Source organism: Pelagibius marinus (genome assembly GCF_014925385.1).
Classification (GTDB): domain Bacteria; phylum Pseudomonadota; class Alphaproteobacteria; order Kiloniellales; family Kiloniellaceae; genus Pelagibius; species Pelagibius marinus.
This window is the reverse complement of record NZ_JACSDK010000010.1, coordinates 1-26,111: the sequence shown is the minus strand read 5'-3', so window position 1 is coordinate 26,111 and position 26,111 is coordinate 1. Positions and strand designations below refer to the sequence as shown.

Genomic DNA, 26,111 nt, shown 5'->3' with positions numbered 1-26,111 from the left:
GCCCGTCCCGGCCGCCGATTGATCAACCTACCCATGAGGCCGCCGACACCCGGCCGTCCTTACAGCGCGCCCGCGGCCGCCATGCCCATGTAGTCGACGTCGAAGCGCAGCTTCGTATTGCCGCTGTCGCCCAGCGTGCCGCCGCCCGGGAAGGTCATGCCGACGTAGTCGGGGCTCGGTGCGCCCTCGCCCAGGATGCCGTGGTCGAAGAGGAAGTTGCGCACCACGTCCATGGTCTCGGCCAGCTTCTCGCTCTTGGCGAAGTCGACCGCCTCGGCGGGCTCGTAGAACATCTTGGTGGTGGCGAGTTGGGCGTCGTAGCCGGCCAGGTCGGTGCCCGACTTCTCGCCCATGAAGCTGCGCGCCGCCTTACCCTCGGCGTCGTCCTTCATCATGATCGACATGGTCTCGTACCAGGCGCCGACCAGTGCCTTGCCGAAGTCCGGGTTGTCGGCCAGGGTCTCGGTGTTCACCACCATCATGTCGATGATCTCGCCGGGGATGTCTTCCGAGGTGTAGAGCACCTTGGCGCCCGGCTCGGCGGCGATCTCGCTCAACAGCGGGTTCCAGGTCACCACCGCCTCGACCTCGGCGGTCTTGAAGGCGGCGACCATGTCGGCGTCGGAGGTATTGACCACCGTCAGATCGCGCTCGGCGATGCCGGCGGAATCCAGCGCCCGGGCCAGCAGGTAGTGCGAGACCGAGAGCTCGACCAGGTTCACGTTCTTGCCCGTCAGGTCGGCGATGCCAAGGTCGCCCTTCACCACCAGGCCGTCGTTGCCGTTGGAGAAGTCGCCGAGGATGAGAGCGGTGGAATCGAGCCCGCCGCCGGCCGGAATGGACAGCGCGTCCATGTTGGTCATGACGCAGCCGTCGAAGGCCCCGGCGGTGTACTGGTTGATGGACTCGATATAGTCGTTGATCTGCACGACCTCGATCTCGATGCCGTACTTCTTGGCCCACTTGTCGACGATGCCCTTCTCGGCCGCGTAGGCCCAAGGCATCCAGCCCACGTAGATGGACCAGGCAACGCGGAAGCTCTCCTTCTTGGCCGCCAGCGCCGGCTGCCCGGGCAACGACACCAGAGCCAGCATCGCCACCAGGGCGCAAAGCAGCCCCTTCGCAAAAATCTTCGAGGAAACGTAACGCAGCATCCCAAACCTCCTGTTCGATCTCGTTCTTATCGATCGGAGGTCTTGGGCCGGACCCAGAAACACCTGAAGAGGGACTCCTGAAGCTGGCCTCAGACCTCTTGCAGTGATCTCCCGGGATTTTGGCCCGCCGTGTGTCCGGAACGATTGTCGGCCCCGGAGTGCATCTCTCGGACCAGTCACCGCCACAACGTGGCAGCCGGAACCCTAGACGCCCTGCACTGCGGATAAGAGCAAGGGCCGTGCCAGACGCCGCGCTGTCGCCCGGCCGCCGAAAAACAGCGGGAATCCTGAGATGCCGGAAAATACGTAGACGAACGTTCGCCTTAAAACGACCGTTCGCGAATGTCTAAATTTTGAGCAAGAGCCGGTCGCCGCCCAAATTGCAGGCAGTTTATCAGAGAGCGCTCAGCGCTTCTTGCCGCCGCGACCCGGCGCCCCTTTGCCGGGGCCGCTGCGCTTGCGGGCGGCGGTCTTGCCGGCGGCGGCGCGCTTGCGCCGCGGCGCCGGCTTTGCGGGTTTTTGCGCGGCCTTGGCACGTGGGCCGTAGCTCTTGAACTTCTCCACCACCACGGCGATCTCGTCGTCCGGCAGCACCGTCGGATTTCCAAGGGCGCGCGCCAGGACAAACTGCTTGGCCAGGGTTTCCACCTCCCCCGCCAGCCAAAGCGCGCGCTGCAGGGTCGGGCCGGTGGCGATGACGCCGTGGTTGGCGAGCAGGCAGGCACTGCGGCCTTCCAGCGCCGCCAGCGCGTTGCGCGACAATTCCTCGGTGCCGTAGGTGGCGTAGGGCGCCACCCGGACTGTCGGCCCGCCGGCCGCGGCGACCATGTAGTGCACCGCCGGGATCTCCAGCCCGCAGATCGCCATGGCGGTAGCGTAGGTGCTGTGGGTGTGGACGACGGCCCCGACCTCGGGCCGCGCGGCCATGATGTCCAGGTGGAAGCGCCACTCCGAAGAGGGCGCCAGCTTGCCCCCATAGGCCCCGCCGCCGCTGTCCAACGGCATGGCGACGATGTCGGCCGGCTTCAGTTCCTCGTAGGGAATGCCCGACGGCGTGATCAGCATGGATTTGCCGTGGCGCGCCGAGACGTTGCCCGAGGTGCCCTGGTTGATCCCCTGGGCGTTCATGGCCAGGCAGGCATCGATGATGGCCTGGCGCAGCTTCTGTTCTTCCCTGGTCATTTTCCCTGCCTTCACGAACATTCCGGCGCGGCGGCACTATGCGCCGGGCGGGCGCACCTTGTCGAGGCCGCCCGATCCCGAAAAAGTGAACGAAACCTAGTCCTTGGTCGGATAGGGGCGCGCGCCCGCGCCCTCTATCCTGATGGCAAAACATAGGACGGGAGGAGACGATGCCTGCGCCCTGGAGGTTCCTCTGGCTGCTCATTCTGCCGCTGCTGGCCGCCGGCGCCGATGCGGCGGAGCTGAACCGCGCCGGGGTGGCGGCGGAACTGGCCGCCGCACAGAAGGAGGGTCGCGCGCCTGCGCTGGCCGGGCGTTCCCTGGCAGGCCTGGACCTGAGCGGCCTGGATTTCTCCGGCGCCGACCTCAGCGGCGCTGACCTCTCGGACTGCGACCTGCGCCGCGCCAAGCTGGCGGGAGCGAAGCTGGTCGAGGCCAACCTGTCAGGCGCGCGGCTGAACCTGGCCTGGATCATGGCCGCGGATTTCTCCCGCGCCGATCTGTCGGGGGCCGTTCTGGAAACCCTGGTCGTTTCGCAGGGCATGGATATCCAGCCGGCCGAAGCGGTGAAACTCACCGGCGCCAATCTCTCCGGCGCCAAGATGACGGCGCGCTTTCACTTCGCCGACCTGCGCGGCGCCGACCTGTCCAAGCTCCATGCCTCGGCGGACATGCGCAACCAGTCCATGGGCCTGATCCGCACGGAATTCGCCAGCGCCGATCTGACCGGCGCGACCTTCGAGGGTGCCGAACTGGGCCGCGTCGACTTCAAGTTCGCCAAGCTGAAGGGGGTCAACTTCCGGGGAGCCGACCTGCCCCACGCCGACTTTGCCGGGGCCGAGTTGACCGGAGCCGACTTCACCGGCGCCAACACCACCGGCGCCGTTTTCGACAGCGCCGTGCTGACCGGCGTGAAGGGCCTCAAGCTGCCGTAAGGCTGGAAGCGCTCAGTCGCGCTCCGAGCCCGGCGCCTTGGTCGCCCAGATGATGCTGAGCAGCAGGCCCTTGGCCCGGGGCAGCACCACCAGGACCAGGGCCAGGGCGACCAGCGGCCAGACGACCATGGAGACCCAGTCCGGCCACGTGCTGAAACGCTCGACCGAGAACATCAAGGGCACGACGATGTGCCCCACCACCAGGATGGTCAGCCAGGGCGCGGCGTCATCGGAGCGGATGTGCCCCAGATCTTCCCCGCAGGCCGGGCAGCTCTCCACCTGTCGCAGGTAGCGGGCAAAAAGCCCGGCTTCGCCGCAGGACGGGCAGAGGCCGCGCAAGCCCCGCCACATGGCAGCGCCCAGCGGCGGACGCGGAAGCTCTTCGTGCTCTTCGATCATGGGGCTCTCAATAGGGCTGCGCCGCAGGGCCGGTTGATAGGTCCCGCATAATGCCGCCTTTCGCGGCCGGCGACCAAGGCGCAATGGGTCGCAGGCCGGATCCCGTGCTCAGGAACCAATAAAGCCCCCTGGTTTTTCCAGGGGGCTTTATTGGTTGCCGGGGGCAGGATTTGAACCTGCGACCTTCAGGTTATGAGCCTGACGGGACATGTCCAATATAGCATTGAAATTCAACGAACTTCCTAAGACGGGTGATAGCCATGTGCCACTCCTGTGCCACGGCGCGCCACAGGACTCCCTCACCCATGAGGCCCGCACGCGAGCACCGGGACCGACATTCCCTTGCGTGCCAGCTTGAGTGCATTCGTGATCATCTAGCTCTGCTTGCCGGCGCGAGTTCCACAAGCAACTGATCAAGAGCCGGACATTCCGATGCAGACGAAGGCGCGGGCGGCAACAATGCGCTAGTCGCGGCCGCGCCGCTGCCAGAGGTCCAGCATCTTGCGGTAGTTTGCGGCGATGGCCTCGACAGTCAGTTCGTCGCTCGCCGTCCCCGCCAGCCAGGCTTCCGCCGGCGCCTGGAATATGCTGCGTCCGACAGCAAAACCTTTGCACAGCGGTTGTCCTGCCGCCGCGTCGAACCCCGATTTCAGCGTCTCGATCGGCGCATTGAGGCCGAGCAACAGCACGCCCGCACAATAGGGGTCATGGGCCTGGATCACGCTATCGATCGCGCGCCAGGCGGCCGGACTGGGCGGCGGCAGCTTCCACCAGTCGGGGAAGATGTCGCGGGCGTAGATGTTCGCCAGCGCCCGGGCCAGGGTCGTATCGTCGCTGGGCCGTCCGGCCGGCGGGATCACCTCGATCAACAGCTCATGTCCGGTATCCCGGCAGGCCTCGTGCAGCATGGCCAGCCGGTCCTCCTGCAATCGCCGAAGGCCTTCGTCGTCGTCCGGGTGGTAGAAAACCAAGCACTTGGCGACATGGTCGACCGGCCAGGTTCTGAGTGCCAGGCCGAGGTTGTCCCCCGCTTCGAATTCGAGCGGGATCGAGCCCGGCTTTTCCACGGGGCGGGCAACCCACCAGCCGTTGCCGGACATGCCGTTGAGTACCGCCTCCCCATAGCGGTCGTCGACGATGACGCCGCGACCGGCGTCTCCGTTGGCGGCCTGGGCGGCTCCTCGGGCAATGAGTTGCTTCAGCGTGGTCAGCCGATTTCGGTCGCCGCCCGTCTTCTCCGCCAGGTCCTCCAGTTGCGCACGATGATCGAAGGCCAGCGACCTGACTTCCTGCCACTGCTGGCGGCGGGTCGTGGCCTGGTGCAGGTGGTTCAGCCGGGCGTTCTCGCGGATCGGCGTCACCCCCTCAGGGTCTGAAAGGAAGGTACTCAGTTCCGCCCAGGTCGGGATCGCCGGGGAACAGCCGTGGCGGGAAACGACGAGTGCGCCGGTGGCATTGGCAAGCCGACAGCAGACCTGCCAATCCTCGTCGCGCAGCCAGCCGCGCAGGAAGCCGCTCATGAAGCCGTCGCCGGCGCCCAGGGTGTTGAACACCTCGACTTCGACACCCGGCACCGAGACACCGGCGTCGAGGTCGTCGGGTATCGCCTCGGGGAAGACGACGCAGCCGAGCGCGCCGCGCTTGACCACGATGGTCGCCGCGGTCAATTCCCGAATGTTTTTCACGGCCGACAGCGTGTCGGTGATACCACCGGCGATGTGGATCTCCTCTTCCGTACCGATGACGAGGTCACAGTCCGGCAGGATACTCTGCAGATGCTGCGTCACCTCGGCGGAGGCGACGAAGCGCCCCTCGCCCTCCGCGTGGCCGACCAGCCCCCAGATCACGGGGCGGTAGTCGATGTCGAAGACCACCCGGGTACCGGCCTCCTTCGCTGCTCTGATGGCGGCGCGGCTCGCCAAGTCGACACCCGGCTGGGAAAAGTGGGTGCCGGTGACGACCAGCGCCCTGGCCGAGGCGATGAAGGCCGGATCGATATGCTGCTCGCGCAGCGCCATGTCGGCGCAGTTGTCGCGATAGAAGATGTGCGGGAAGTTCTGGCGATCGCGGATGGCCAGGAAGACCAGGGCGGTGAGCCGTTCCGGATCAACGGTGATCTGCGACGTGTCAACGCCTTCGCGGCCGAGGGTCTCTACGACATAGCGGCCGAGCTGTTCGTCGCCGACCCGTGTGATCAGGGCCGACTTCAGGCCCAGTCGCGAGGTGCCTATGGCGATATTGGCCGCACAGCCGCCGACGTACTTGGCAAAGGTCTGCACGTCCTCCAGGCGGGTGCCGATCTGCTCACCATAGAGGTCGACGCAGGAGCGGCCCAGGCAGATGACGTCGAGGCTGCGTTTCGTCATGGCGAGTCTCCCCGGTTGTTTTCCCGCTCTGCCATCTTCTGGCCGACGGTCACCATGAGCGTCTGGGCCAGACACAACGGCGCGACGAGCGAGCGGAACGGCTGGTCGCCCTGGTCCGGCACCTCAAAGGAGACGCTGGCCGCCATCGCCAGGGGGCTGAGCGGGCTGTCGGTGATGCCGACGATGGGTACGCCCGCCTCGCTTCTCTCACGGGCGATATCGATCACGTCCTGGCTGTAGGGCGTGAAGCTGATGGCGAGGATGGTGTCGCTGGGCCGCGCCTGGGCGGCCTGCTGGTGCATCAGCCCCCCGGTGCCGTCCAACAGGCGATAGCGCTTTTCCAGGCGCCCCAGGGCATAGGCCAGGTAAAAGGCCACCGGAAAGGCGCGGCGCTGGGCCAGCAGGAAGACCTCTTCGGCGGCAACCAGCCGGTCGGCAGCGGCGGCGATCGTCGGCCGGTCGATGGAGTCGCGCAGCGCCTGCAGCGAGGCCATGCCCTCATCGACGAAATCGTCGAGCAGCGACTCCGGGCCTTCGCCGCGGTCTTTCGCCATGGAGCGGATGCGATCGCGGTAGCTCACCGCGCCGGCCATGAGGCGCGAGCGGAACACCTGCTGCATGGTGGTGAAGCCATCGTAGCCCATGGTCTGGGCAAAGCGCACCATGCTGGACGGCTGTACGCCCGCGCGCTTGGCAATGGTGGCGACGGTTTCCAGGGCGATGTCGTTCGGATTTTCCAGGGCGAAGCGGGCGATCGACTGCAGTTGGCGGCTGAGCGAGGCGTAGCGCCCGGCAATGGCCGATTTCAGCTCCTCATAGTCCGCCGGGGCTTCGACCAGTTTCTCCGTCAACGTCGCTTTATCGCTCATTGTCAGCCTACCTCACCTGAATTCCTGAATCTCCGTGACGACCGACGCCGGGAAGGGAGCGCCTGCGCCGACGCAGCCTATAAAGCGTTCTCTATAAAGAACATAAATTTTTTTTGTTGACTAGATAGAATATTCTTTTCAGCATAGTTCATCGAATAAAAATTCAAAGCATCGTTCAGGGGGGGTGCCTTCATGTCCACCAAAATCGGCTTCATCGGCGTCGGTCTGATGGGACATGGCATCGCCAAGAACCTTCTGGAGAAGGGCTATCCCGTGACCGCCATGGCGCACCGCAACCGCGCGCCGCTGGAGGACCTGCTGGCGCGCGGGGCACAGGAGGCCGCCACGCCCAAGGCCATCGCCGAAGCCGCCGACGTGGTGATGATCTGCGTCACCGGCGCGCCCCAGGTGGAAGCGATCGTCTATGGCGAGAACGGCCTGCTGCAGGGATTGCGCGACGGGCAGACCGTCATCGACTGCACCACCAACCTGCCGGCGATGACCGAGCGCCTGGCGGCGGACTTCGCCGCGCACGGTGTCACGCTGGTCGACGGCCCCCTGGCCCTCACGCCCAAGGAAGCCGAAGAAGGCAAGCTCAACTGCATGATCGGCGCCTCGGACGAGGTCTTCGCCATGGTGAAGCCGATCTTCGAGTGCTTCTGCCAGAACATTGTCCATACAGGCCCGACCGGCTCGGCGATCAAGGTCAAGCTGATCTACAACTTCCTGGCCATGGGCATCGTCGGGCTGATCGCCGAGACCATGTGCGCCGTGGCGGCGGCCGGGATCGACAAGCAGCGCTTCTACGACATCATTTCCGCCGGCGGCGCGAACTGCGGGATTTTCCAGCGCATCATCACGCGCGCCATGGAAAGCGGCGACTACGACGGCCTGATGTTTTCCGTGGCCAATGCCGCCAAGGACCTCACCTACTACACCCGCATGACCGAAGACTTTCCGCTCACCGGGAATCTGGGCAACGCGGTCCAGCACGCCTTTTTGCAGGCTAAGAACATGGGTCTGGGCGACGACTACGTCGGCGCCCTGATGACGGCGCAGTCGCGCCTCAATGGAGTGGAGATTTTCAAGACCTGACCGGCCGCCGCCCATCGAAAAGGAGGCGCGGCGGAGATCTAACAAGGCCGACAACGGCCGTGGGCGCGCAAGAGCGCCACAACACGAGGAGGAATCTCATGTCCAAAAAGACGTCAGTTACGCGCCGCTCCGCGCTGAAAGCGCTCGGTGGCGTGTCCTTGGGCGGAGCCGCGTTCTACGGCCCCTGGAAGCACAACCGTGTCTATGCCGCGGCCAGCGACAAGCCGCTGAAGATCGGCATCACCTCCGACGCCTCGGGCCAATACGCCAATTCCGGCGCCTCCGATCGCCGCGGCATGCACATGGCGATCGAGGAGTTCAACGCCAAGGGCGGAATCAACGGCCGCAAGATCGAAACCATCCACATCGACACCGAGACGACGCCCGCGACCGGTTCGCGCGCGGCAGAGCGCCTCATCTCCCGTGAGGAGTGCGGCTTCCTGATCGGCGCGGTCAGCTCCGGCGTCGCCAACGCGATCAGCCAGGTTGCCCAGAAGTACGGCTGCGTCTATCTCAATACGAACTCCTCGTCGCCGACGGAATCCGGCGAGAACGCCCACCGGGTGAAGTTCGTCTGGGACGGCAACGGCAACAACTTCGCCCAGGCGGCGGTAAACAACGCCATGACCGCCTACGGCAAGGACTGGCTGTTGCTGACCAACGACTACGTCTGGGGACACAATACCTCCGCTGCCACACGCAAGCTGGTCGACAAATACGGTGGCTCGATCGTCGACGAAATCCTGGTGCCCCAGGGCACGCGCGACTTCTCGTCGATCCTGCTCAAGGTCCAGCAGGCCAAGCCCTCCGTCGTGGCGGCAGCTGTCGGCGGCGACGACCAGAAGGCCATGCGCCAGCAGGTCGCTCAGCTCGGTCTGGGAGAGAACATGGCCTGGATCAACAACCAGCAGGACTGGCCCGACGTCTACGGCCTGCCGCTGGAAAACCTCTTCGGTGTCTTCGGCACCACCTGGTACTATAAGCTGGGTCTGCCGGGCGTCAGCGAATTCGTCGCGCGCTATCAGGCAATGTATCCCGAAACCGCCATGCAGGTGCCGGGGAATGTCTTCTACAACGGCTACATGGCAACGCGCGAACTGCTGAGCGCTTGCGAGCGCGCCGGCTCGACGAACAACATCAAGGTGATTAAGGAGCTGGAGCAGCTCAAGGTCTCGGCCGAGGATCGCATGCAGCATCACGATGCCTGGATGAACCCCAACACGCATCAGATGCAGCAGACAATCTATCTGGCCACGGCCAACCATGGCGCCGAGGACAAGGACGACATGTTCAAGATTCTCTCCAACTCCAGCCCCGAAGCGGTTCAGGACAAGACGGCAGACGCCGCCGCGAATCTGGAACCCTACGAGGCCACACCGAGCTACGAGGCCTGAGTCCTCCCGGCCCCGCCGGCCCGGCCTCCGGGCCGCGACCGGCGGGTATTCTCGAAGGCGATGACATGACGCAGGCTCACTTACCAACCCAGGCGGGTCCGGACTGATGGACGCACTGCTCAACCTGCTGCCGCACATCATCAACGGCATCAGCCTCGGCCTCCTCTTCGCGCTGATCGCACTCGGCTTCATGCTGATCGTGGGGGTGATGGAACTGATCAACCTGGCGCATGGCTCGCTCTTCGCGCTGGGCGCCTATGCGGCGATGCTGATCATCTCGCCCGATCCCGCCTGGTTCGGCCCTCTGGGGCAGTGGTACCTCGGCCTGCCGCTGACGTTGCGTTACATTGTGGGGATCGCCCTCGCCCCGGCGCTGGTCGCTATCGTCGGTTTCGGCCTCGAGTTCTGCATGCGGCGCACCTACGGCAAGGACCCGCTCTACGGCCTGCTCCTGACTTTCGGCGCGGCCATGGTGCTGGAAGAGTCCATCCGCCTGTTTTGGGGTTCCGGTGAACAGGTCATGCCGGTCCCCCAGGCCGTCAGCGGCGCCTTCCTGTTCGGCGACCTGATTTACTCGCGCTACCGCTTTTTTGCCGCCGGCTTTGCGGTGGCCGTCATTCTGCTGGTCTGGCTGTTCCTCGAGCGCACCCCCTATGGTGCCATCATCAAGGCCGGCGCCCACGACAGCGAAATGGTCCGCGCCCTGGGCATCAACCTGACGCGGCTGCGTCTCTACGTCTTCGGCTTCGGCGCGTCCCTCGCCGCCATCGCCGGCATCGTCATGACACCCATCTGGGGGCTGCGCCCTCATGTCGGCGTCGATGCGGTGGTGCCGGCCTTCCTGATCATCGTCCTGGGTGGCGTCGGCAGCTTCTGGGGCGCCGTCATCGCCGGCGTTCTGGTCGGGCTGGTGGTCGGGCTGACCGGCGCCTATGCCTCGGAGTGGTCGCTGCTGTCCATGTATCTGCTGCTGATCGCCGTGGTGACCTTCCGCGCCCGCGGCCTCTTCGGCAAGAAGAGCATGCTGGAGGCCTAGTGCGATGCAGCAGACCAAGGCGCAGCCGACGTTCTGGATCACCCGCCAGATGCTGGTGCTCTTCGCCGTGCTCGGCACCATGCCGCTCTGGGCCGAGTCCGTGGGGCTCTATCAGTACCTCGGCGTTGAGATCGTCATCTGGATGATCTTCGCCCTCGGATTCAATCTACTGCTCGGCTACACCGGCCTGCCGTCCTTCGGCCATGGCGCCTTCTTCGGCCTGGGAGCCTATGCCTTTGGCCTCGTCCAGCATGAGTTGGCCGTCAGCCTCTGGCTCGGGCTGCTGGGCGCTGTCGCTCTGGCGGCGGCGGGTGGCGGACTCGTCGCCTGCTTTCTGTCGCATCGTCGGGGCATCTACTTCGCTCTAATGTCGATCGCCTTCGGCCAGGTCTTCTGGTTTGTCGCCATTAAATGGCATGCGGTAACCGGCGGCGAGGACGGGTTGCTCAACATTCCGCGTCCCGCTTTCGATTTCGGCGTTGGGCACTTGGCGCTCGACAACAACACCGCCCTCTTCTACTTCGTCCTCGCAGTCCTGGCCGTTGTGATCATCGGCCTCTGGCGCCTTGTCCACTCGCCCTTCGGCAAGGTGATCCAGGCGGTCAAGCAGAACGAAATGCGCACCGCCTTCGTCGGCTACAATGTCTGGCTCTTCAAGTGGTCGGCCTTCACCATTTCGGCCGCCGTTGCCGGTCTCGCCGGCGGGCTCTTCGCCATGGCCCAGGAGAGCGCCTATCCGGACGTCATGAGCCTGCACGCCTCCGGCTTCGTAGTCATGATGACCCTGATCGGCGGCGGTTTCGTCAGTTTCTGGGGACCGGTCATCGGCGCCGCCGTCTTCTTCCTGGCACGGGACCTGCTGGGCAGCATGACCGAAACCTGGCTGCTGTGGTACGGCCTCATGTTCATGGCCGTCGTGGTGTTCAAGCCGGAGGGCATCGCCGGCGCCTGGCAGGATATGGTGAAGCGCCGCAGCTCCGGACGTGAGCGCGGCGGCCATGCCGGCGCCGCTTTGGCTGCTCAGCTGAAGAGGTAGACCGATGGCTCTTTTCGAAGCCCGCCACATCCACAAGCGCTTCGGCGACCAGGTTGTCCTCGAAGACATCAGCCTCGCCTTCCAGGAAGGCACCATGAACGGCATCATGGGGCCCAACGGCGCTGGAAAGACCACGTGCTTCAACGTCCTTACGGGGCGCTTCTCGCCAGAGCGCGGCAGCGTCAGCTTCGCCGGCGCCGACATTACCGGCCTCAAGCCCCGCGAGATCGCGCGCAGGGGCATCGCACGTTCCTTCCAGATCATGAACCTCTTCGACGACTACAGCGCCATCGAGAACGTCCTCATCGCGGTGCCGGAAGTGCGCGAGAAGGGCTTCAACATGGTGCAGCAACTCAACGGCGGCAGCAGCGCCATGGACAAGGCCGCCGAGGTGCTGCGCAAAGTCGGCCTCGCCGGCCGGGAGCAGGAGAATGCCGCTGCCCTCTCTTACGGAGAAAGGCGCGCCTTGGAGATCGCTGTCGCCCTGGCCGCCGAACCGCGCCTGCTGTTTCTTGACGAGCCCACCTCCGGTCTCGGCGCCGAAGGTACCGCCCGGCTCTTCGATCTGATCGCTGAGTTGAAGGAGAGCTACACCATCGTCGCCATCGAACACGACATGGCATTTCTCTTCGGCCTGGCGGATCGAATTTCGGTCATTCATTGGGGCCAGGTCATCGCCCAGGGCACGCCGGACGAGTTGCGGGCCAACAAGTGGGTCCAGGCCTCCAACCTGGGAAAGCTGGCATGATCCTGGAAGTTGACCACATCGATACCTTCTACGGCGAGACCCAGGCGCTGTTCGAGGTTTCGCTCAATGTCGGGGAGGGCGAGGTGGTGAGCCTGCTGGGGGCCAACGGTGCCGGCAAGACCACAACCATTCGCTCGATCCTCGGGCTGACACCAGCCGCGGCGGGCCAGGTGCGCTTTGACGGGGCCGACATCACGCACGAGCAGACACACGAGATCGCCCAGCGCGGCATCGGATGGGTCCCGGACGACCGGCGTGTCTTTCCGACCCTGACCGTGGCCCGAAACCTCTCCATCGGCCGGAAGAAGACGCGCTTCCGCCCCTGGGAGCTGAAGGACTGCTTCGAGATCTTCTCGGCGCTTGAATACCTCATGCCGCGGGAATGCGAGAATCTCTCCGGCGGCGAGATGCAGATGGTTGCGATCTCGCGGGCGCTGCTTGGCGCGCCGGGCCTGGTGCTCTTCGACGAACCCAGCCAGGGCCTGGCGCCCAAGGTGGTTCAGGACGTCATGAAGACCATCTCCCGCCTGAAGGCCGAAGGAGTCTCGGTGCTGGTCGTCGAGCAGAATGCCCGCAGCGCCCTGGAGGTTTCCGACCGGGTTTATGTCATGGACCTCGGGCGCATCGTCTACGACGGCCCGGCGCCGGAGCTCCTGGTCGACGACGACAAGCGCATTTCCCTGCTGGGAGTCTGAAGCATGAACGATGCCTTTCTTCACGTCGACCGGCTGACCAAGGTCTACCAGCGCGGTCTCCTGGCACGGCAGGAAACCTTCCGCCTGGAAGCGGACTTTACGGTACGAGAGCCCAGCATCATCGGCGTCATGGGGCCCAACGGCTCGGGCAAGACCACGCTCTTCGAACTGATCACAGGGTCCAACAGCCCGACCTCGGGTCATGTCAGGGTGCACGGCCGCGACATTCACCGCATCCGCTACCGAGAACGCGACCGCCTCGCCATTCATTATCACCAGTCCTATCAGGTGCGCCACTTCAAGCGCAGCCTGCCGAACTTCCTGCTCGAACACGCCGGCAGCGACTATCCCATGGTACACCTCTTCGACGAGCCGCAGTTCAACACACAGGACGGTTATATCGGCTTCATGCTGGAATTCTTCCAGAAGCTGCGGCGGGAGGGCCGCCTGGTCATTGTATGCCTGCACCCCAACGAGCCCTTCCACCTCGACATTCTTCGGGAAATCTGCGAACGCTTCATCTTCGTGCAGAAGGGCCAGGTCAGCGAAGCGCCGGATTTCGACACCCTGGTGGCCCGCCCCGATGTCAGGACCTACCTGGGACGCCTCGCCCCGCGGGCGGCGTGACGGGCGATGTACGGCGGCACAGCGGAACTCGACGGCAAGCTCGCCATGGTCACCGGCGCCGCCGGGCCGACGGGCCTGGCCATCGCCCGGGCCCTGCTTGAGCACGGCCTGCATGTGCTGCTCGCCGACATCAACGCCCGGCGTCTCGACGAAGTCTGTGAACCGCTCGGCGCTGCCGCGATCCCCATCCCTCTCGATGTCGGCGATCCCGACCAGGTCGCGGTTGCCTGTTCCGGCATTCGCGGCGACTTCGGCGAGGTCGATATCCTGATCAACAACGCGGGCGTTCTGTCCAACAACAAGGCGGCGGAGACCACACCGCAGGAGTGGCGCCGGCTGATGTCCGTGAACCTGGACGGCGCCTTCTTCCTGGCGCGCGAATGGCTGCCGGGGATGAGGCGGCGGCGCTGGGGCCGCATCGTCAATATCTGTTCCCTGGCCATGAAAACCGGTGGCCTGACGGCGGGCACGGCCTATACCGCCTCCAAGGGCGGCATGGCGGCCCTCACCTTCTCGCTGGCCCGCGAAAGCGCGTGCGACGGCGTTACCGTCAACGGCATAGCGCCGGCCTATATCAGGACGCCCATGGTGACCGAACAGCTGGATGAGGCAGCACGCGAACGGCTTTTGCAGGAGATCCCGGTCGGGCGTTTCTGCGAGCCCGAGGAAATTGCCTTCCTGGTCTGCTATCTCATTTCGCCGCTTGCCGGTTTCGTGACCGGCGAGATCGTTGACATCAACGGCGGTCTGCTTCTGGATTGAGCGATCACAGCCTGCAAGGGATGGAGCCGCCCTCATGGACCAGATGACGCCCACGGTCGATTTCACTGCCGCCCTCGGGCCGGACTTCGACCTCACCGGCAAGACTGCCTTCATCCCCGGCGGCTATGGTGGCCTGGGCGAGGCCATTGCCTGGGGGCTCGCGCTGCGGGGCGCGCGGGTCGTGGTCGCCGGCCGCCATCGCGACAGGGGCGAGGCGCTGGCGGAGAAGCTGAAGGCCGCGGGGCATGACGCCGGCGCCGAGGTTCTTGACGCGACGCAGACCGCGGAAATCCGGGGCGCTGTCGACCGCGTGGCCGAACGTTTCGGCGGCCCGGATATTCTGGTGAACTGTGTCGGCATCAACATCGAGGAAGCCATGGTCGACGTCACCGAGACTTCCTTCGATGAGGTCTATACCGCCAACGTTAAGTCGGCCATGTTCCTGGGTCAGGCAGTAGCGCGGCGCCAGATCGCCGCCGGGTGCGGCGGCAAGCAGGTGCATATGCTCTCGGTCAGCTCGCACCGCGGCTTCTTCGGGCGCGGCTACTCTGCCTACTGCACCAGCAAGGGCGCCCTGGTGATGCTGGTGCGCCAGCACGCATTGGAACTGGCGCAGCACGGCATCTGCGTGAACGGGGTAGCGCCGACCTACGTGATGACGGAGATGATCCGCGAGAAGATGGCGGACCCCAAGCTCGCCGAGGAACTGCGCGCCAGCATCCCCGCCGGCCGCATTGCCGAGCCGGTCGATGTCGCGGGGCCGACGGTCTTTCTCTGTTCCCCGGCCGCCGACTTCGTGACCGGCCAGGTCCTTTATGTGGACGGAGGCATTTCAGCCAACCGATGAAAGAACTACTGAAAACGCATAAGTTCACCCCGCCCGTCGACCGCGCGGCCGTCGCCGCCGAGTGGGAAGCGCGCGGATTCTCCTGCGACCTCTTCGTCGACCCGCCGGGCCAGCGCTGGGAAGACTTCTCTCATGCGACCGACGAACTAGTCGCTGTGGTCGAGGGACGCCTGGAGATGGAGATCGACGGCAAAGTCGCGATCATGGAACCGGGCGACGAGGTCTTCATCCCGGCCCGTGCAGTGCATTCGGTGCGCAACATCCATCAGGGAACAAGCCGCTGGCTCTACGGCTACGGTCAGGTGATCGTTGGTTGCGGGGGCGGGATTTGAAGCTGCGCAGTCTGCGCGCGCTAAGGCGCGCTTCGACCTTGCTGGCGCTTACGCGGCCCCACTGGGGCCACGGTCGCTCGCAAGCCTTCAAGTTATGAGGAGGTTCAGAACCACAGGAGGTCGCGGGTTCCGGCCCCACCGCCTGGAGCCAAAAAAAAGGCCCCCGATTTGGGGGCCTGTTTTGTTGGTTGCGGGGGCACGCTATCAACTGTGCCGAAACCCCAGACGCGGTCCAATTTGAACCAGACGCTGGTGGGCAAGGGGATATGTCGGACGGCGCGAGGCCGGCGCTACGATAAAGTCGAATCAGGTCGTCAGAAATCGTTAACTTTATGAGAATATTCATCCGAAGCTGAATTTAGCGTCCATGATGGCGCAACACAGACAGGGCCCATGGCATATGTAAAGCGACAATCGCCGCGTGCCGATTGGTGGAGGTCGACTATGGTGACTTCGGACATTTGCTTTAGTTTTGTTGTTCCCTTGTATAACGAAGCTGATGTCTTGCCGCTGCTGTTCGAGCAGTTCCCCTTCTACGTATACCGCTGACCGAAGCGGTTTCCGGATGATTTCAAGGAGTGCGACACCAAAGACAGTGTATACCGGTAGGCGAGTCCGTCGTAGCGAAGCTGGTCACAGGGACCTGGAAGTGACGGTTGGGGGCTGCAAATGTGAATCCCACTCGCCAAGCGCGCAGCGACCGGGCCGTATAAGCGGCCATCTGAGGGAGCAGCATCAGCGGCCGCGCCACCGCACGACCTTCTGCTGCAGCGGCCAGCTGCCGTATCGCCGACTGGCGCGTGACGGCGCCTCACTTGCCCAGGAAGGCTGCTATCTGCGGGCCGGCCTGCGCGATCGAAAGCACGCCGTCTAGGTGGCCGCGGGTGCCCTCCAGTTCCACGACCTCGACCGGCGTGCCGTCCGACTTGATGAGCGTTGCCGTCTCCCGCACCGCATTGCCGGGGAAAACCTGGTCTTCGTCGGTGTGGATGATCAGCACCGGACAGTCGATGGCCAGCAGGCCTTCGTAGAGGGACCTGCCGTGGCCGGCGTAGAACAGCTGATTGGCCTTCACCAGATAGAGAAAGTGGTTGGCGTCGGAGGTCTTGGCGCGCGCGGTGCCCGCCCCGTCCAGAACCGCTTCGATCTTGTAGACGTTATCGAAGGAGTCCGCCGGATCCTTGGCCTCGTCAGCCCAGGCACGCCCGAAGACGCCGTTGGACCACTCAGGGCTCTGGGCATGCAGGGTAACGATCTTCAAGGCCTCGGCCAGGCCCTTCAGCGGCGGCTCCGCGCCATAGTAGTCGCCGCCGTTCCAGTTGGGATCCAGCTTGATCGGCGCGGCCCAGATGTTCAGCCAGGCGATGAGGTCGCCGCTGGTCCAGCCAGCGCCGATTACGGGAACGACGCGCTCCACCATTTCCGGATGGGTGGCGGCCCACTCGTAGGCCTGCAGAGAGCCCATGGAGGCGCCCATGACGGCGTGCAGCTTTTCAATGCCCAACTGGTCGAGCAGGGCCTTCTGGGTCTCGACGAAGTCGCGGATGGTGAGGATCGGAAAGCTCATGCCGTAAGGCTTACCGGTTTCCGGGTTGATGCTTGCCGGTCCGGTGGTGATGACCTTGGGATTGTGGGCACCCAGGTTGACCGGCGTGTCCACCGAGATGACGTAGTACTTGTCCGTGTCGATCGGCTTGCCGGCGCCGATGATCGGATCCCAGTAGCCGGGCGCCTTGTCGTCGGCGGTGTAGCGGCCGGCCGCGTGGGAGCTTCCGGAGAAATAGTGCGTGACGAGAATGACGTTGTCCTTGGCCTCGTTCAGCGTCCCGTAGGCCTCCCAGCCGAGCGTCATGTTCTTGATCGGCGCCCCGCCCTGGGTGATGAATTCCGGGATCGTGAAGCTCTGCTTCTCCACCAGCGGCTCATAGGCCTGAGCCGGGACAGCGGCGAAAAAGATCGCGCCGGCCAGGAAAGCGGTTCTTCTCAGCATGCTTTTCCTCCTTGGGGTTCCCTCTTGTAGGTTTCTGCAAGATGAGCCAATAGACGGCACAACCGAAGTGACCTTATGTGGGCGGGCGCGCTGCCCGTGGTTGCACGGGTCGCTCATGGGCCGGCGTTCTGCAGGAAGGCCTTCGCCTCGTCCTGGGTCTCGAAGATGTGGGGCGCCACCTGGCGGGTCAGCATCCGGCCCAGCTTCATGCGCAGGAAGGCGCTGGTGGCGTAACGTGAGATACGATTGTAGTAACTGTCCTCCAGATAACGGACCAGCTCTCCGTAGTCGGATGTCAGCTCTTCGTCGATGCGGAAGGAGCCGTAGTTCACGATCACGTCGACGAGCCGGCCGGCTTTGCGGCAATGCGCTTCGACAGCGTCACGAATCGCCGCGATGTCCGCCTTGCGCCGGATGTGAAGATTCTCAAAATTGAGGAACAGCGTGCTGCGGGCCGGATCGTAGGAGATGCGGTCCTCCAGCTTCATGTCGAGCAGCAGGTCCCTCAGCCCCATCGCTTCCGGCAGGAAGATCCGCGGGTCCATCTCCTTCGGTGAGTTGACCCGCGGCACGAAGTCCATCTGCGCCAGGATGTCCCGTTCGAGGTCGACCCCAGGTGCCACCTCGGTCAGTTCCAGGCCCTCTTCGTCGAGCCGGAAGACGCAGCGTTCGGTGACGTAGAGCACGGGCTGGCGCCGCGCCGCCGCGAGGGCGCCGCTGAAGGTCACCTGCTGGACCGCCGCGATGAATTTCCGCGAACGGCCCTCCTGGGAGAGGGCGAGCCTCCCCTCCTCCGGCCCCGCGACCAGCCCGCCCACGGTGAAGGTGCCGGCGAAGACCAGGCGCCGCGCGTTCTGGCTGATGTTGATGAAGCCGCCCGCGCCGGCCAGCTTCGAGCCGAAGCGGCTGACGTTGACGTTTCCCTGGTGGTCGCATTCAGCCATGCCCAGGCAGGCGAGATCCAGACCGCCGCCGTCGTAGAAGTCGAACTGCTGGTTCTGGTGAATGACGGCATCGGTATTGACCGCCGCCCCGAAATCCAGCCCCTTCGCCGGCACGCCGCCGATGACGCCGGGTTCGGCCGTCAAGGTTATGTCGTCCAGCAGGTTCTCCTCGGCCGCAACCGCGGCAACGCCTTCGGGCATGCCGATTCCCAGGTTGACCACGCCGTTGGGCGGCAGCTCGAATGCGATCCGACGGGCGATCACCTTGCGCAGGTCGTACGGCAAAGGCTCGAGGCTTTCGAGCGGAACCTGAATCTCGGCGGAATAGGACGGCGAATAGGAAGTCGCATAGGTCTGCCGGTGATTTTCCGGCTGCGACAGCACCACGCAGTCGACCAGGGCCCCCGGCACCACCACCTGACGCGGATCGAGGGAGCCCTGGCGGGCGATGCGCTCGACCTGGGCGATCACCAGTCCGTTGCTGTTCTTCACCGCCATGGCCATGGCCAGGTTGTCCAGCACCAGCGCCTCGCGCTCCATGGTGATGTTGCCCGAAGGATCGGCGGTCGTGCCGCGCAGAAAGGCCACCTGGATGGGGAAGGCCTTGTAGAACAGGGCCTCCTGACCGCCGAGCTCAATCACCTCCACGAGGTCCTCGGGCGTGGCGGCGTTGATCTTGCCACCGTCCAGGCGCGGATCGACGAAAGTGCCGAGCCCCACCCGCGAAACGGTTCCCGGCTTGCCGGCGGCGATGTCCCGATAGAGGTGGGAGATGCAGCCCTGCGGCAGGTTGTAGGCTTCGATACGTCCTTCCAGGGCGAGGCGGCCGATCTTGGGGATCAGGCCCCAGTGCCCGCCGACCACCCGCTTGAGCAGGCCGTCGTGGCCCAGCCGGTTGAGGCCGCGCTCGCCGCCGTCACCCTGGCCGGCCGCGAAGACAAGAGTCAGGTCCCTGGGCCGGCCGCTGTCGAGGAAACGCGCTTCCAGCCCGCACAGCAACTCGTCCGGCGTGCCGATCCCGACGAAACCCGAGGTACAGAGCGTATCGCCGTCCTGGATCACCGCGATGGCGTCCTCCAGCGAAACGACCTTGTTTCTCATTCCGCCGCCCTCCCGCTCAGGGATCCTGCTTCCGCTTGCCGACGGACCAGACTAGGTTGTCGAGCACGCCCTGATAGACCTGCTGAAAGGACCTGACAGCCAGGAATTCGTTAAGCACCTCCGAGTCGAAGGTGCCGGTCCACTCGATGGTCGCCGTCTCGTCGTCGTTGTCGGTCACCCTGACCTCGACGGAAGCGTTGGAGATCGGCAGCGGGCTTTCCACGATGGCGTAGCTGTAGATCCGCTGCCCGTCATCGCGCCTGTCCAAGCGCTCGACGAAAACGCCGGCGCCCGCCAGCTGGACCCTACGGATACTGCCCACCCGATCGCCGTCGCAGGCCAGGATCTGCGCCAGGGGATTCCAGCGGTTGGGCGCAGCAAAGTCGCTGATGATGCGCCAGAGTTGCTCGGGCGGCAGCGCGACGTCGGATTTCAGGACCAGTTTCGGCACTTTCATCTTCCTCAAGCGGGACGAAGAGAAATCACTTCACGTCTTCGGGGATCGGCACCAACAGGACCGGGCGCTCCACCCGGCTTACGACCTTCCGCGCCACCGACCCCAGGAGCGTGCGATAGAGGCCGGGGTGGCTGTGCGTCCCCATGACGATGAGGTCGGGCGCCAGCTCGCGGGCCTGCTCAACAATCACCTCTGCCGGGTGGCCATCGACGATGCGGATGTCTTCGACGCCCTCCTCCGCCGCGCCGCCGAGCTCCGCCAGACAGAAGCGGTCGATGCGCTGCTTGATGTCGCTGCGCAGCTTGGCCAAGCCTTCAGAGTGCAGCTGCTGCAGTTGTTCCTGCGGCAGCATGTTATGCACCAGGGTCTGCGCTGTGGGTCCCAGGGGCTCGATCGCATGCAGGAAGACGATGCCTGCATCGAACTGCCGTGCCATGGCTACCGCCTGGGCAAAGACCCGGGGTGCGCTGTCGCCCAGGTCGGTAGCGTAGAGGATTCGGCGCATTGTCGGCAGCACCATGGGAAGCCCCCTTTCTAGTTGCCGTAAGCGACGCTCGGCAGCCAGGTGACCAGGTCTTTCCAGATGAAGACCAGCACCAGGCCGGCAAGCTGCAGGAGGATGAAGGGAATCACGCCCTTGTAGATGTGCGCCACGGTGACGCCCGTCGGCGCCACGCCCTTCAGATAGAACAGCGCGAAACCGACCGGCGGCGTCAGAAAAGAGGTCTGCAGGCAGACCGCGAAGAGCACCGTGAACCAGACCAGGTCGAAGCCAAGGTTCGCGATCACCGGGCCGACCAGGGGCAGGATGATGAGCGTGATCTCGATCCAGTCGAGAAAGAAACCGAGGATGAAGGTGCAAAGGAGCACCGCGATGACGATGCCGTTTGGCCCAAGTGGCAGGCCCGTCAAGAAAGCCTCGATCAGCTCGTCCCCGCCCAACCCCCGGAATACCAGGGAGAAGGCAGTCGCGCCCAGGAAGATGGCGAAGATGAAGGCGGTGGTCTTGGTGGTCTGCTCGCAGACCTCCCGGAACACCGTGAGGTTCAGCTTCCTGTTGGCCCAGGCCAGCAGCAGTGCGCCGAAAGCGCCGACACCGGAGGCCTCCGTTGGCGTGGCCAGGCCCAGGAAGATGGTGCCGAGCACCGCCAGGATCAGCCCGGCCGGCGGCAGTACCGCCCAGAACATCTCCAGGATCGCCTTGCTGGTAATGGGCTCCACGTGCTCGGGCGCCGGCGCACCATCCGGCACAAGCCAAGCATAAGTAAGCATGTAGGTGATGTAGATCACGCCCAGCAGCACGCCGGGGATCAGCGCCCCCAGGAAGAGGTCGCCTACCGACATGGCCAGGCGGTCGGCCATGAGGACCAGCATGATGCTCGGCGGGATCAGGATTCCCAGCGTGCCCACGGAGCAGACCGCGCCAGCCGCGAAGCTGGGGCGATAGCCGTTCTCCAGCATGACCGGCAGGCCCAGCAGCGACAGCAGCACGACCGAGGCGCCGATGATACCGGTGGAGGCCGCAAGCAGGATGCCGATGAGGGCGACGGTCACCGCCATGCCGCCGCGCACGCGCCCGAAGAGCCGTACGAAGTTGTTCATCAGCTGGGCGGCGATGCCGGAGCGGTCCAGCATCAGCCCCATGAATATGAACATCGGCAGGGCCACCAGCACCCAGTTCTTCATCACGTCCCAGATGCGGTCCACCACGGCGGAGGTGTAGGCCCAGTCGATGGTGTAGAAGGAGTCGGCCAAGAGGTCGGTATGCTCGGCGACGAGCCAGCCGATCAGAGTGAAGATCACGGCCACACCGCCCAGGACCCAGGCCACGGGGAAGCCCGTGAAGAGCAGCAGGATGAAGCTCATGAACATGAGCACGCAGAGGATTTCGCTGAATTCCACGGCCGTTACCCCTTTGCCACTGTGTTCTTGCCGGGCCGGGGCCGCACCGCCGGCCAGCCGAAGAGCAGAGCTGTCACCCGGCTGAGCCGCGAGAGCGTGGCCACCAGCAGCAGGAAGAAGCCGAACGGAAGCACCGCCTTGATGACCCAGCGGGCCGGCAGCCCGCCTGGCGATTCGGAAACCTCGTTGATCGAAATGGAGTAGATGACGAAGGGAACCGCGTACCAGAGAACCAGAACCGCGAAGGGAACGAGAAAGAAGAAGATGCCGAAGAGCTCGATCCAGGCCTTCGTGGGCAGACTGAAGTGCTCATAGACGACATCGACGCGCACGTGGTCGTCGGCCTCCATGCAATAGGCGAGCCCAAGGAGGAAGCCGAATGCGTAGATATGCCACTGGATCTCCTCGAACTCGATCCGCCCCTCGCCCAGCACGTAACGCAGCGTGACGTTGAGAACGATGACACCGACCAGGGCCAGCCAGATCCAGGAGGCCCAGGAGCCCAAGCGGCGCACCTGGCGGTCAAGGTTGGAAGAAAAGGCGGTGTGCGGCAGCTCGGCATGATGGAGCAACTCATGCAGGCGGTCATGATCGTCTGGATGATCCACCTCAGCCGGGGAGGCTGTTCTGATATCGTCGGTCATGGTTCCCTGCTTCTCCATCGCATTGAGGCCGAAAGGCTGCCGCACACCTGAGTTGGGGGCCAAGGGTCAGAAGTTCCTGGGCAGGTAAGCCAGGCCCTTCCAGTACTTGTAATCGGCGGAAAAGGCCTCCTGGGACTCGTAGACCTTCTTGAAGAGGGCGTCCCTCGCCGCCTCTTCCTCCATCACTTCCCTGGTGATGCCCTGCAGCTCGTGCAGGATGTTCTCAGGCAGCCTTCCGGCGGTGACGCCCTTGCCGCCGAAGCCCTTGATCACTGCACCCTGGATCGCCTCGCCGTGCGACAGGTTGCGCATCACGCCGGCGGTGCAGGCCATATCGATCAGCGCCTTGGTGCTGTCTTCCAGGCCATCCCAGACTTCCTTGTTCACGACGAAGTGGAAGGCGGTGTAGGTCTGGTGCCAGCCGGGGAAGTAGTTGAACTTGACGACCTTGTCGAAGCCGAGCTTCTGGTCGATGGCCGGCATGGAGAATTCCGAGGCGTCGATGGCGCCCTTCTCCAGGGCCTGGAAGATCTCGCCGCCGGGCAACATGGTCACCGAGGCGCCGACCTTCTGCATGACCTTGCCGCCCAGCCCGGCGAAGCGGATCTTGAGCCCCTTGAGGTCGTCGAGGGAGTCGATCTCACTGCGGAACCAGCCGGCGGTCTCCGGCCCGATGATGCCGCAGAGAACGGGGTGCACGCCGTGCTCGGCGTAGACTTCCTCGCCCAGTTCCTTGCCGCCGCCGTCAAACCACCAGGCGGTGAATTCCCAGGGCTCCATGCCGAAAGGCCGGGCCGCGAAAAGCGGTGCCGAGGGGATCTTACCCTGGTCGTAGCCGATCCAGGTGTAGCCGGCTTCGATCTTCTTGTCCTTCACGGCGTCGGTGATGCTGAAGGGCGGCACCAGCTTGCCCGGCTCGAAGACCTTAAACTGCACGGCGCCGCCCGAAGCGGCTTTCAGCGCGTCGGCGACGTAGACGATGTTGTCGCCGAGGGCCGGCAGATTGGTGCCGAAGGCCACCGGCACCTTCCAGCGAATTTTCTCTGCCGCCTCGGCAGTGCCCTGGGCCGCGCCCAGGGTGAAGGCGAGCAGGCCTCCCAATATCACCGCCGGCCGCAAGGCGCGCGCGACTGTGAGGGAATTCGATTCCGTCATCTTGCTGAGTTCCTTTCTGGTCTCCCCGCAAGTCGGCCGATGGCGCGCCATGGAGGGCGCCACCGGGACAGGCGGTCTTCCGAATTGCTTGTGGTGAGCGGCGGGAAAGGGGAAGGCCTCGCCGGGACGCGCCGCGCAATGGCGGCACTCCGGACGATCGGCACCATAGGTGACGCCGACTGTGCGAGACGGCGGCCCAAATGGGGGCATTTGACTCCTCCCTCCCCGCTTGGCGGGTCTGCAGCTCGCTCATAGGGACGGCGAGCCTTACCCTCAGAAGAGCAAGCCCCGTGCCAGACGCCAGCCTGGCGGCCAAGTCGTTGATTAAATAGGCATTAGTGGGAAAGGCTGGAGACGCGCCACCGCCGGCGGACTGTCCGGCTTATCGGACAGTCACATCGCAGATTTCGGGTAAGGCTTTGAATTAATTGTGGATTTCTGGAATGTCCGGATCTCGGTCACTCAATGACCGAGAGTCGGACAGATTCAACTCGTTGATCTTTTCGTAGAGCGTGGAACGGGAGATCCCCAAGAGCCGCGCTGCCGGCGCTTTCTTCCCCTTCGTGCATCTCAAGGCCTCGCGGATCGCTTCACGCTCCAGGTTGGCGAGGCGCTGCGGCAGGCTCGGCGAAGCCGAGGGAGCGCTGTGCCGCGCCGCGCCGGCACGCCGCGCTCCGGGCAGCAAACGAAGGAAGATCTCGCTGGAGATGACGTCCTCATCAGTCTCCAGGCAGGCCTGCTCCAGCAGATTGCGCAGCTCGCGGATATTGCCCGGCCAGGCGTGGTCCTGCAGGACCAGAACGGCGGCGCTGTCGAGCTCGCGGACCCGCGTGTTGTGGGCGGCGGCGATGCGCTCGAGCAGAAGCTCGGCCAGGGGCCTGATGTCGACGAGCCTGTCCCGCAAGGGAGGAACATGGATCGGCAGTACGTTCAGGCGGTAGTAGAGATCGCGCCGGAAGCTGCCGTCCTCCACCTTGGCGGTGAGATCCTGGGAGGTCGCGGCGATGAGTCGCACATCGACCTTGCGCAGCTCGTTCGACCCAACGGGTTCGATCGCCTGCTCCTCCAGGACGCGCAGCAGCTTGGCCTGCAGTTGCAGCGGCATGTCGCCGATTTCGTCCATGAAAAGCGTGCCGCCGTCGGCCAGTTCCAGCTTGCCACGCCGTCCCTTGCGCTCGGCCCCGGTATAGGCGCCGGGTGCCACCCCGAAGAACTCCGCCTCGACCAGGCCCTCGGGAATGGCCGCCATATTTACGGCGACGAAGGAGCGCTGTGAGCGCGGCGAAGCGGCATGAAGGGACTGCGCCAGCAGTTCCTTGCCCGTTCCGGTTTCACCCAGCAGCAGCACCGGGCTGGCAAGGGGCGCCACCTTGCGCGCGCGGCGCCGGATTTCGACCATCGCCTCGCTGACCCCGACAATGCTGGCGATGCTGTAGCGGGTGCGCCGCGCGGCGACGAGTTCCGCCTCCATCGACGTCAGCTTGCTATGCAGCTTCTCGAACTTGCCGATGAGGGGCTTCAGGTAGTCGAGATTGTCGAAGAGCACGAAGCCGACCGCACCGATCACCGCGCCGCCGGCATCGTGCAGCGGCAGGCGGCTGACGACGAAGTGCCGCTTGCCGAAGCGCATGATGTCCACCGGGATGGGGTTACCCGACTGCACCACCTCGCGCATCAGGCTCTCGGGAATGACGGACTCGATCTCCCGGCCCAGGACGTCGTCCCCCTCGGCCACCCCCAGGAGGCTGCGGTACTTCTCGTTAATCCAGACAATACGGGCGTTGCGGTCCACCGAGATCGCGCCGTCGCACATGGTCTCGAAGACTTCGAAAAGGCTCTCGACCGCGCGGGCATGGATGCCCGGGATCTTCTCCGATCTCCAGCCCTCATTATTCGATGGTTCTTTTGCGTCCATGGGCACTACCGGTTTGACCTCTTGATGCTGCAATCCTAGCACCATTGCTCCCGACTTCCATCATCGCGAAGCTGCCACAGCACCGCCTTCACTTCCGCACAACAGCCCACCTTTTCTTCCGGAGGTCATTCCAAGCCTTCTGTAATGCTCTCCTTTGACAAGCGGCTTGTCGCGCTCAGGGTGCGGCGCAGCCGAGGGCCATAGCGGAACTGCTTTCTCTATGACTGCGCAATTCCCGGTCCGCTTCGGGTCGAAAGCAGATGCCAGTCCGGGCAGTTCAATTCGCTCGCGATGAGCTGGGACCAGACCAAATTCTGCGCGTCGAAACAGTTCGACCGTACTCCCAGTGGGCCGGGAAATCGTTCATTGGAACTGTATGAGGGTTTTCCCAGTCACGGGAGGGCGGGGATTTGGATTTCTGCCCCCACCAACGACAAAGGCCCCCGATTTGGGGGCCTGTTTTGTTGGTTGCGGGGGCAGGATTTGAACCTGCGACCTTCAGGTTATGAGCCTGACGAGCTACCGG

At 64.6% G+C, this 26,111-nt stretch carries 24 protein-coding genes, 1 tRNA gene and 1 riboswitch; of the genes, 11 read left to right on the top strand and 14 right to left on the bottom strand.

Annotated elements, in window-relative coordinates; genetic code table 11:
- Window positions 1-59: 59 nt before the first annotated feature.
- Together H7X47_RS12310 and H7X47_RS12305 are read right to left on the bottom strand one after the other, a co-directional pair.
- The gene (locus H7X47_RS12310) at window positions 60-1,154 is read right to left on the bottom strand and encodes a putative urea ABC transporter substrate-binding protein (RefSeq protein ID WP_193368988.1); all 1,095 of its coding nucleotides are present in this window, start codon (window positions 1,152-1,154) and stop codon (window positions 60-62) included.
- A gap of 106 nt (window positions 1,155-1,260) precedes the next feature.
- Window positions 1,261-1,373, bottom strand: a riboswitch (guanidine-I (ykkC/yxkD leader).
- Window positions 1,374-1,559: 186 nt separating this feature from the next.
- Entirely contained in the window at window positions 1,560-2,336 is a 777-nt protein-coding gene (locus H7X47_RS12305) for a class II aldolase/adducin family protein (protein ID WP_193368987.1), read from the bottom strand.
- 170 nt (window positions 2,337-2,506) lie between these two features.
- On the opposite strand from H7X47_RS12305, the gene H7X47_RS12300 reads away from it, so the two are divergent.
- On the top strand, window positions 2,507-3,271 hold the full coding sequence (locus H7X47_RS12300; protein WP_193368986.1) for a pentapeptide repeat-containing protein: 765 nt from the start codon (window positions 2,507-2,509) through the stop codon (window positions 3,269-3,271).
- A 12-nt stretch (window positions 3,272-3,283) separates the two neighbouring features.
- Here the strand turns inward: H7X47_RS12300 and H7X47_RS12295 are convergent, their stop codons facing one another.
- The 4 genes from H7X47_RS12295 to H7X47_RS12280 form a co-directional block, all read right to left on the bottom strand.
- Window positions 3,284-3,670, bottom strand: a complete 387-nt coding sequence (locus H7X47_RS12295) for a DUF983 domain-containing protein (RefSeq protein WP_193368985.1) — start codon at window positions 3,668-3,670, stop codon at window positions 3,284-3,286.
- A 151-nt stretch (window positions 3,671-3,821) separates the two neighbouring features.
- Window positions 3,822-3,954, bottom strand: a tRNA-Met gene (locus tag H7X47_RS12290).
- A gap of 180 nt (window positions 3,955-4,134) precedes the next feature.
- A complete protein-coding gene (locus tag H7X47_RS12285; RefSeq protein ID WP_193368984.1) occupies window positions 4,135-6,036 on the bottom strand; it encodes a bifunctional 5-dehydro-2-deoxygluconokinase/5-dehydro-2-deoxyphosphogluconate aldolase in 1,902 nt (633 codons plus the stop codon).
- Window positions 6,033-6,905: a MurR/RpiR family transcriptional regulator gene (locus tag H7X47_RS12280; protein ID WP_193368983.1), complete on the bottom strand. Its 873-nt coding sequence runs from the start codon at window positions 6,903-6,905 to the stop codon at window positions 6,033-6,035. Before H7X47_RS12280 ends, H7X47_RS12285 begins: the two co-directional genes overlap by 4 nt.
- Before the next feature lie 192 nt (window positions 6,906-7,097).
- Here H7X47_RS12280 and H7X47_RS12275 point away from each other — a divergent pair, with 192 nt between their 5' ends.
- The 10 genes from H7X47_RS12275 (at window position 7,098) to H7X47_RS12230 (ending at window position 15,477) form a co-directional block, all read left to right on the top strand.
- Entirely contained in the window at window positions 7,098-8,000 is a 903-nt protein-coding gene (locus tag H7X47_RS12275) for an NAD(P)-dependent oxidoreductase (RefSeq protein WP_193368982.1), read from the top strand.
- 98 nt (window positions 8,001-8,098) lie between these two features.
- Window positions 8,099-9,394, top strand: coding sequence for an ABC transporter substrate-binding protein (locus tag H7X47_RS12270; RefSeq protein ID WP_193368981.1), 1,296 nt, complete (start codon window positions 8,099-8,101; stop codon window positions 9,392-9,394).
- 106 nt (window positions 9,395-9,500) lie between these two features.
- Entirely contained in the window at window positions 9,501-10,430 is a 930-nt protein-coding gene (locus tag H7X47_RS12265; RefSeq protein ID WP_193368980.1) for a branched-chain amino acid ABC transporter permease, read from the top strand.
- A gap of 4 nt (window positions 10,431-10,434) precedes the next feature.
- A complete protein-coding gene (locus H7X47_RS12260) occupies window positions 10,435-11,466 on the top strand; it encodes a branched-chain amino acid ABC transporter permease (protein ID WP_193368979.1) in 1,032 nt (343 codons plus the stop codon).
- 4 nt (window positions 11,467-11,470) lie between these two features.
- Complete coding sequence (locus H7X47_RS12255; protein WP_193368978.1) at window positions 11,471-12,214, top strand: ABC transporter ATP-binding protein; 744 nt, start codon at window positions 11,471-11,473, stop codon at window positions 12,212-12,214.
- Window positions 12,211-12,909: an ABC transporter ATP-binding protein gene (locus H7X47_RS12250; protein ID WP_193368977.1), complete on the top strand. Its 699-nt coding sequence runs from the start codon at window positions 12,211-12,213 to the stop codon at window positions 12,907-12,909. The genes H7X47_RS12255 and H7X47_RS12250 overlap by 4 nt, the downstream gene beginning before the upstream one ends.
- 3 nt (window positions 12,910-12,912) lie before the next feature.
- Complete coding sequence (locus H7X47_RS12245) at window positions 12,913-13,536, top strand: ATP-binding cassette domain-containing protein (RefSeq protein ID WP_193368976.1); 624 nt, start codon at window positions 12,913-12,915, stop codon at window positions 13,534-13,536.
- Between the two features lie 45 nt (window positions 13,537-13,581).
- Window positions 13,582-14,298: an SDR family NAD(P)-dependent oxidoreductase gene (locus H7X47_RS12240; protein WP_193368975.1), complete on the top strand. Its 717-nt coding sequence runs from the start codon at window positions 13,582-13,584 to the stop codon at window positions 14,296-14,298.
- A 34-nt stretch (window positions 14,299-14,332) separates the two neighbouring features.
- Entirely contained in the window at window positions 14,333-15,145 is an 813-nt protein-coding gene (locus tag H7X47_RS12235) for an SDR family NAD(P)-dependent oxidoreductase (protein ID WP_193368974.1), read from the top strand.
- Complete coding sequence (locus H7X47_RS12230; protein WP_193368973.1) at window positions 15,142-15,477, top strand: cupin domain-containing protein; 336 nt, start codon at window positions 15,142-15,144, stop codon at window positions 15,475-15,477. The genes H7X47_RS12235 and H7X47_RS12230 overlap by 4 nt, the downstream gene beginning before the upstream one ends.
- Before the next feature lie 811 nt (window positions 15,478-16,288).
- Here the strand turns inward: H7X47_RS12230 and H7X47_RS12225 are convergent.
- The 8 genes from H7X47_RS12225 to H7X47_RS12190 form a co-directional block, all read right to left on the bottom strand.
- Complete coding sequence (locus H7X47_RS12225; RefSeq protein WP_193368972.1) at window positions 16,289-17,467, bottom strand: E22 family MetX-like putative esterase; 1,179 nt, start codon at window positions 17,465-17,467, stop codon at window positions 16,289-16,291.
- Between the two features lie 113 nt (window positions 17,468-17,580).
- Window positions 17,581-19,512, bottom strand: a complete 1,932-nt coding sequence (locus H7X47_RS12220) for an acyl CoA:acetate/3-ketoacid CoA transferase (RefSeq protein ID WP_193368971.1) — start codon at window positions 19,510-19,512, stop codon at window positions 17,581-17,583.
- 16 nt (window positions 19,513-19,528) lie between these two features.
- Window positions 19,529-19,969 carry an SRPBCC family protein gene (locus tag H7X47_RS12215; RefSeq protein WP_193368970.1) on the bottom strand — a complete coding sequence of 147 codons (441 nt, stop codon included), beginning with the start codon at window positions 19,967-19,969 and terminating at the stop codon, window positions 19,529-19,531.
- A gap of 25 nt (window positions 19,970-19,994) precedes the next feature.
- Complete coding sequence (locus H7X47_RS12210) at window positions 19,995-20,489, bottom strand: universal stress protein (RefSeq protein ID WP_193368969.1); 495 nt, start codon at window positions 20,487-20,489, stop codon at window positions 19,995-19,997.
- Between the two features lie 14 nt (window positions 20,490-20,503).
- Window positions 20,504-21,871: a TRAP transporter large permease gene (locus H7X47_RS12205; protein WP_193368968.1), complete on the bottom strand. Its 1,368-nt coding sequence runs from the start codon at window positions 21,869-21,871 to the stop codon at window positions 20,504-20,506.
- 5 nt (window positions 21,872-21,876) lie between these two features.
- Window positions 21,877-22,515, bottom strand: coding sequence for a TRAP transporter small permease subunit (locus tag H7X47_RS12200; protein ID WP_193368967.1), 639 nt, complete (start codon window positions 22,513-22,515; stop codon window positions 21,877-21,879).
- Window positions 22,516-22,581: 66 nt separating this feature from the next.
- Window positions 22,582-23,670 (bottom strand): TRAP transporter substrate-binding protein, encoded by a 1,089-nt coding sequence (locus H7X47_RS12195; RefSeq protein WP_193368966.1) that lies wholly within the window; start codon window positions 23,668-23,670, stop codon window positions 22,582-22,584.
- A gap of 424 nt (window positions 23,671-24,094) precedes the next feature.
- On the bottom strand, window positions 24,095-25,585 hold the full coding sequence (locus H7X47_RS12190) for a sigma-54 interaction domain-containing protein (RefSeq protein WP_193368965.1): 1,491 nt from the start codon (window positions 25,583-25,585) through the stop codon (window positions 24,095-24,097).
- Window positions 25,586-26,111 lie beyond the last annotated feature (526 nt).

Coding starts and splice junctions, on each gene's coding strand:
- H7X47_RS12200 (WP_193368967.1), bottom strand. CDS start 22,515: ATGACCGACGATATCAGAACAGCCTCCCCGGCTGAGGTGGATCATCCA.
- H7X47_RS12195 (WP_193368966.1), bottom strand. CDS start 23,670: ATGACGGAATCGAATTCCCTCACAGTCGCGCGCGCCTTGCGGCCGGCG.
- H7X47_RS12285 (WP_193368984.1), bottom strand. CDS start 6,036: ATGACGAAACGCAGCCTCGACGTCATCTGCCTGGGCCGCTCCTGCGTC.
- H7X47_RS12280 (WP_193368983.1), bottom strand. CDS start 6,905: ATGAGCGATAAAGCGACGTTGACGGAGAAACTGGTCGAAGCCCCGGCG.
- H7X47_RS12275 (WP_193368982.1), top strand. CDS start 7,098: ATGTCCACCAAAATCGGCTTCATCGGCGTCGGTCTGATGGGACATGGC.
- H7X47_RS12305 (WP_193368987.1), bottom strand. CDS start 2,336: ATGACCAGGGAAGAACAGAAGCTGCGCCAGGCCATCATCGATGCCTGC.
- H7X47_RS12210 (WP_193368969.1), bottom strand. CDS start 20,489: ATGGTGCTGCCGACAATGCGCCGAATCCTCTACGCTACCGACCTGGGC.
- H7X47_RS12255 (WP_193368978.1), top strand. CDS start 11,471: ATGGCTCTTTTCGAAGCCCGCCACATCCACAAGCGCTTCGGCGACCAG.
- H7X47_RS12220 (WP_193368971.1), bottom strand. CDS start 19,512: ATGAGAAACAAGGTCGTTTCGCTGGAGGACGCCATCGCGGTGATCCAG.
- H7X47_RS12230 (WP_193368973.1), top strand. CDS start 15,142: ATGAAAGAACTACTGAAAACGCATAAGTTCACCCCGCCCGTCGACCGC.
- H7X47_RS12265 (WP_193368980.1), top strand. CDS start 9,501: ATGGACGCACTGCTCAACCTGCTGCCGCACATCATCAACGGCATCAGC.
- H7X47_RS12310 (WP_193368988.1), bottom strand. CDS start 1,154: ATGCTGCGTTACGTTTCCTCGAAGATTTTTGCGAAGGGGCTGCTTTGC.
- H7X47_RS12270 (WP_193368981.1), top strand. CDS start 8,099: ATGTCCAAAAAGACGTCAGTTACGCGCCGCTCCGCGCTGAAAGCGCTC.
- H7X47_RS12295 (WP_193368985.1), bottom strand. CDS start 3,670: ATGATCGAAGAGCACGAAGAGCTTCCGCGTCCGCCGCTGGGCGCTGCC.
- H7X47_RS12235 (WP_193368974.1), top strand. CDS start 14,333: ATGGACCAGATGACGCCCACGGTCGATTTCACTGCCGCCCTCGGGCCG.
- H7X47_RS12225 (WP_193368972.1), bottom strand. CDS start 17,467: ATGCTGAGAAGAACCGCTTTCCTGGCCGGCGCGATCTTTTTCGCCGCT.
- H7X47_RS12215 (WP_193368970.1), bottom strand. CDS start 19,969: ATGAAAGTGCCGAAACTGGTCCTGAAATCCGACGTCGCGCTGCCGCCC.
- H7X47_RS12245 (WP_193368976.1), top strand. CDS start 12,913: ATGAACGATGCCTTTCTTCACGTCGACCGGCTGACCAAGGTCTACCAG.
- H7X47_RS12250 (WP_193368977.1), top strand. CDS start 12,211: ATGATCCTGGAAGTTGACCACATCGATACCTTCTACGGCGAGACCCAG.
- H7X47_RS12190 (WP_193368965.1), bottom strand. CDS start 25,585: ATGGACGCAAAAGAACCATCGAATAATGAGGGCTGGAGATCGGAGAAG.
- H7X47_RS12260 (WP_193368979.1), top strand. CDS start 10,435: ATGCAGCAGACCAAGGCGCAGCCGACGTTCTGGATCACCCGCCAGATG.
- H7X47_RS12300 (WP_193368986.1), top strand. CDS start 2,507: ATGCCTGCGCCCTGGAGGTTCCTCTGGCTGCTCATTCTGCCGCTGCTG.
- H7X47_RS12240 (WP_193368975.1), top strand. CDS start 13,582: ATGGTCACCGGCGCCGCCGGGCCGACGGGCCTGGCCATCGCCCGGGCC.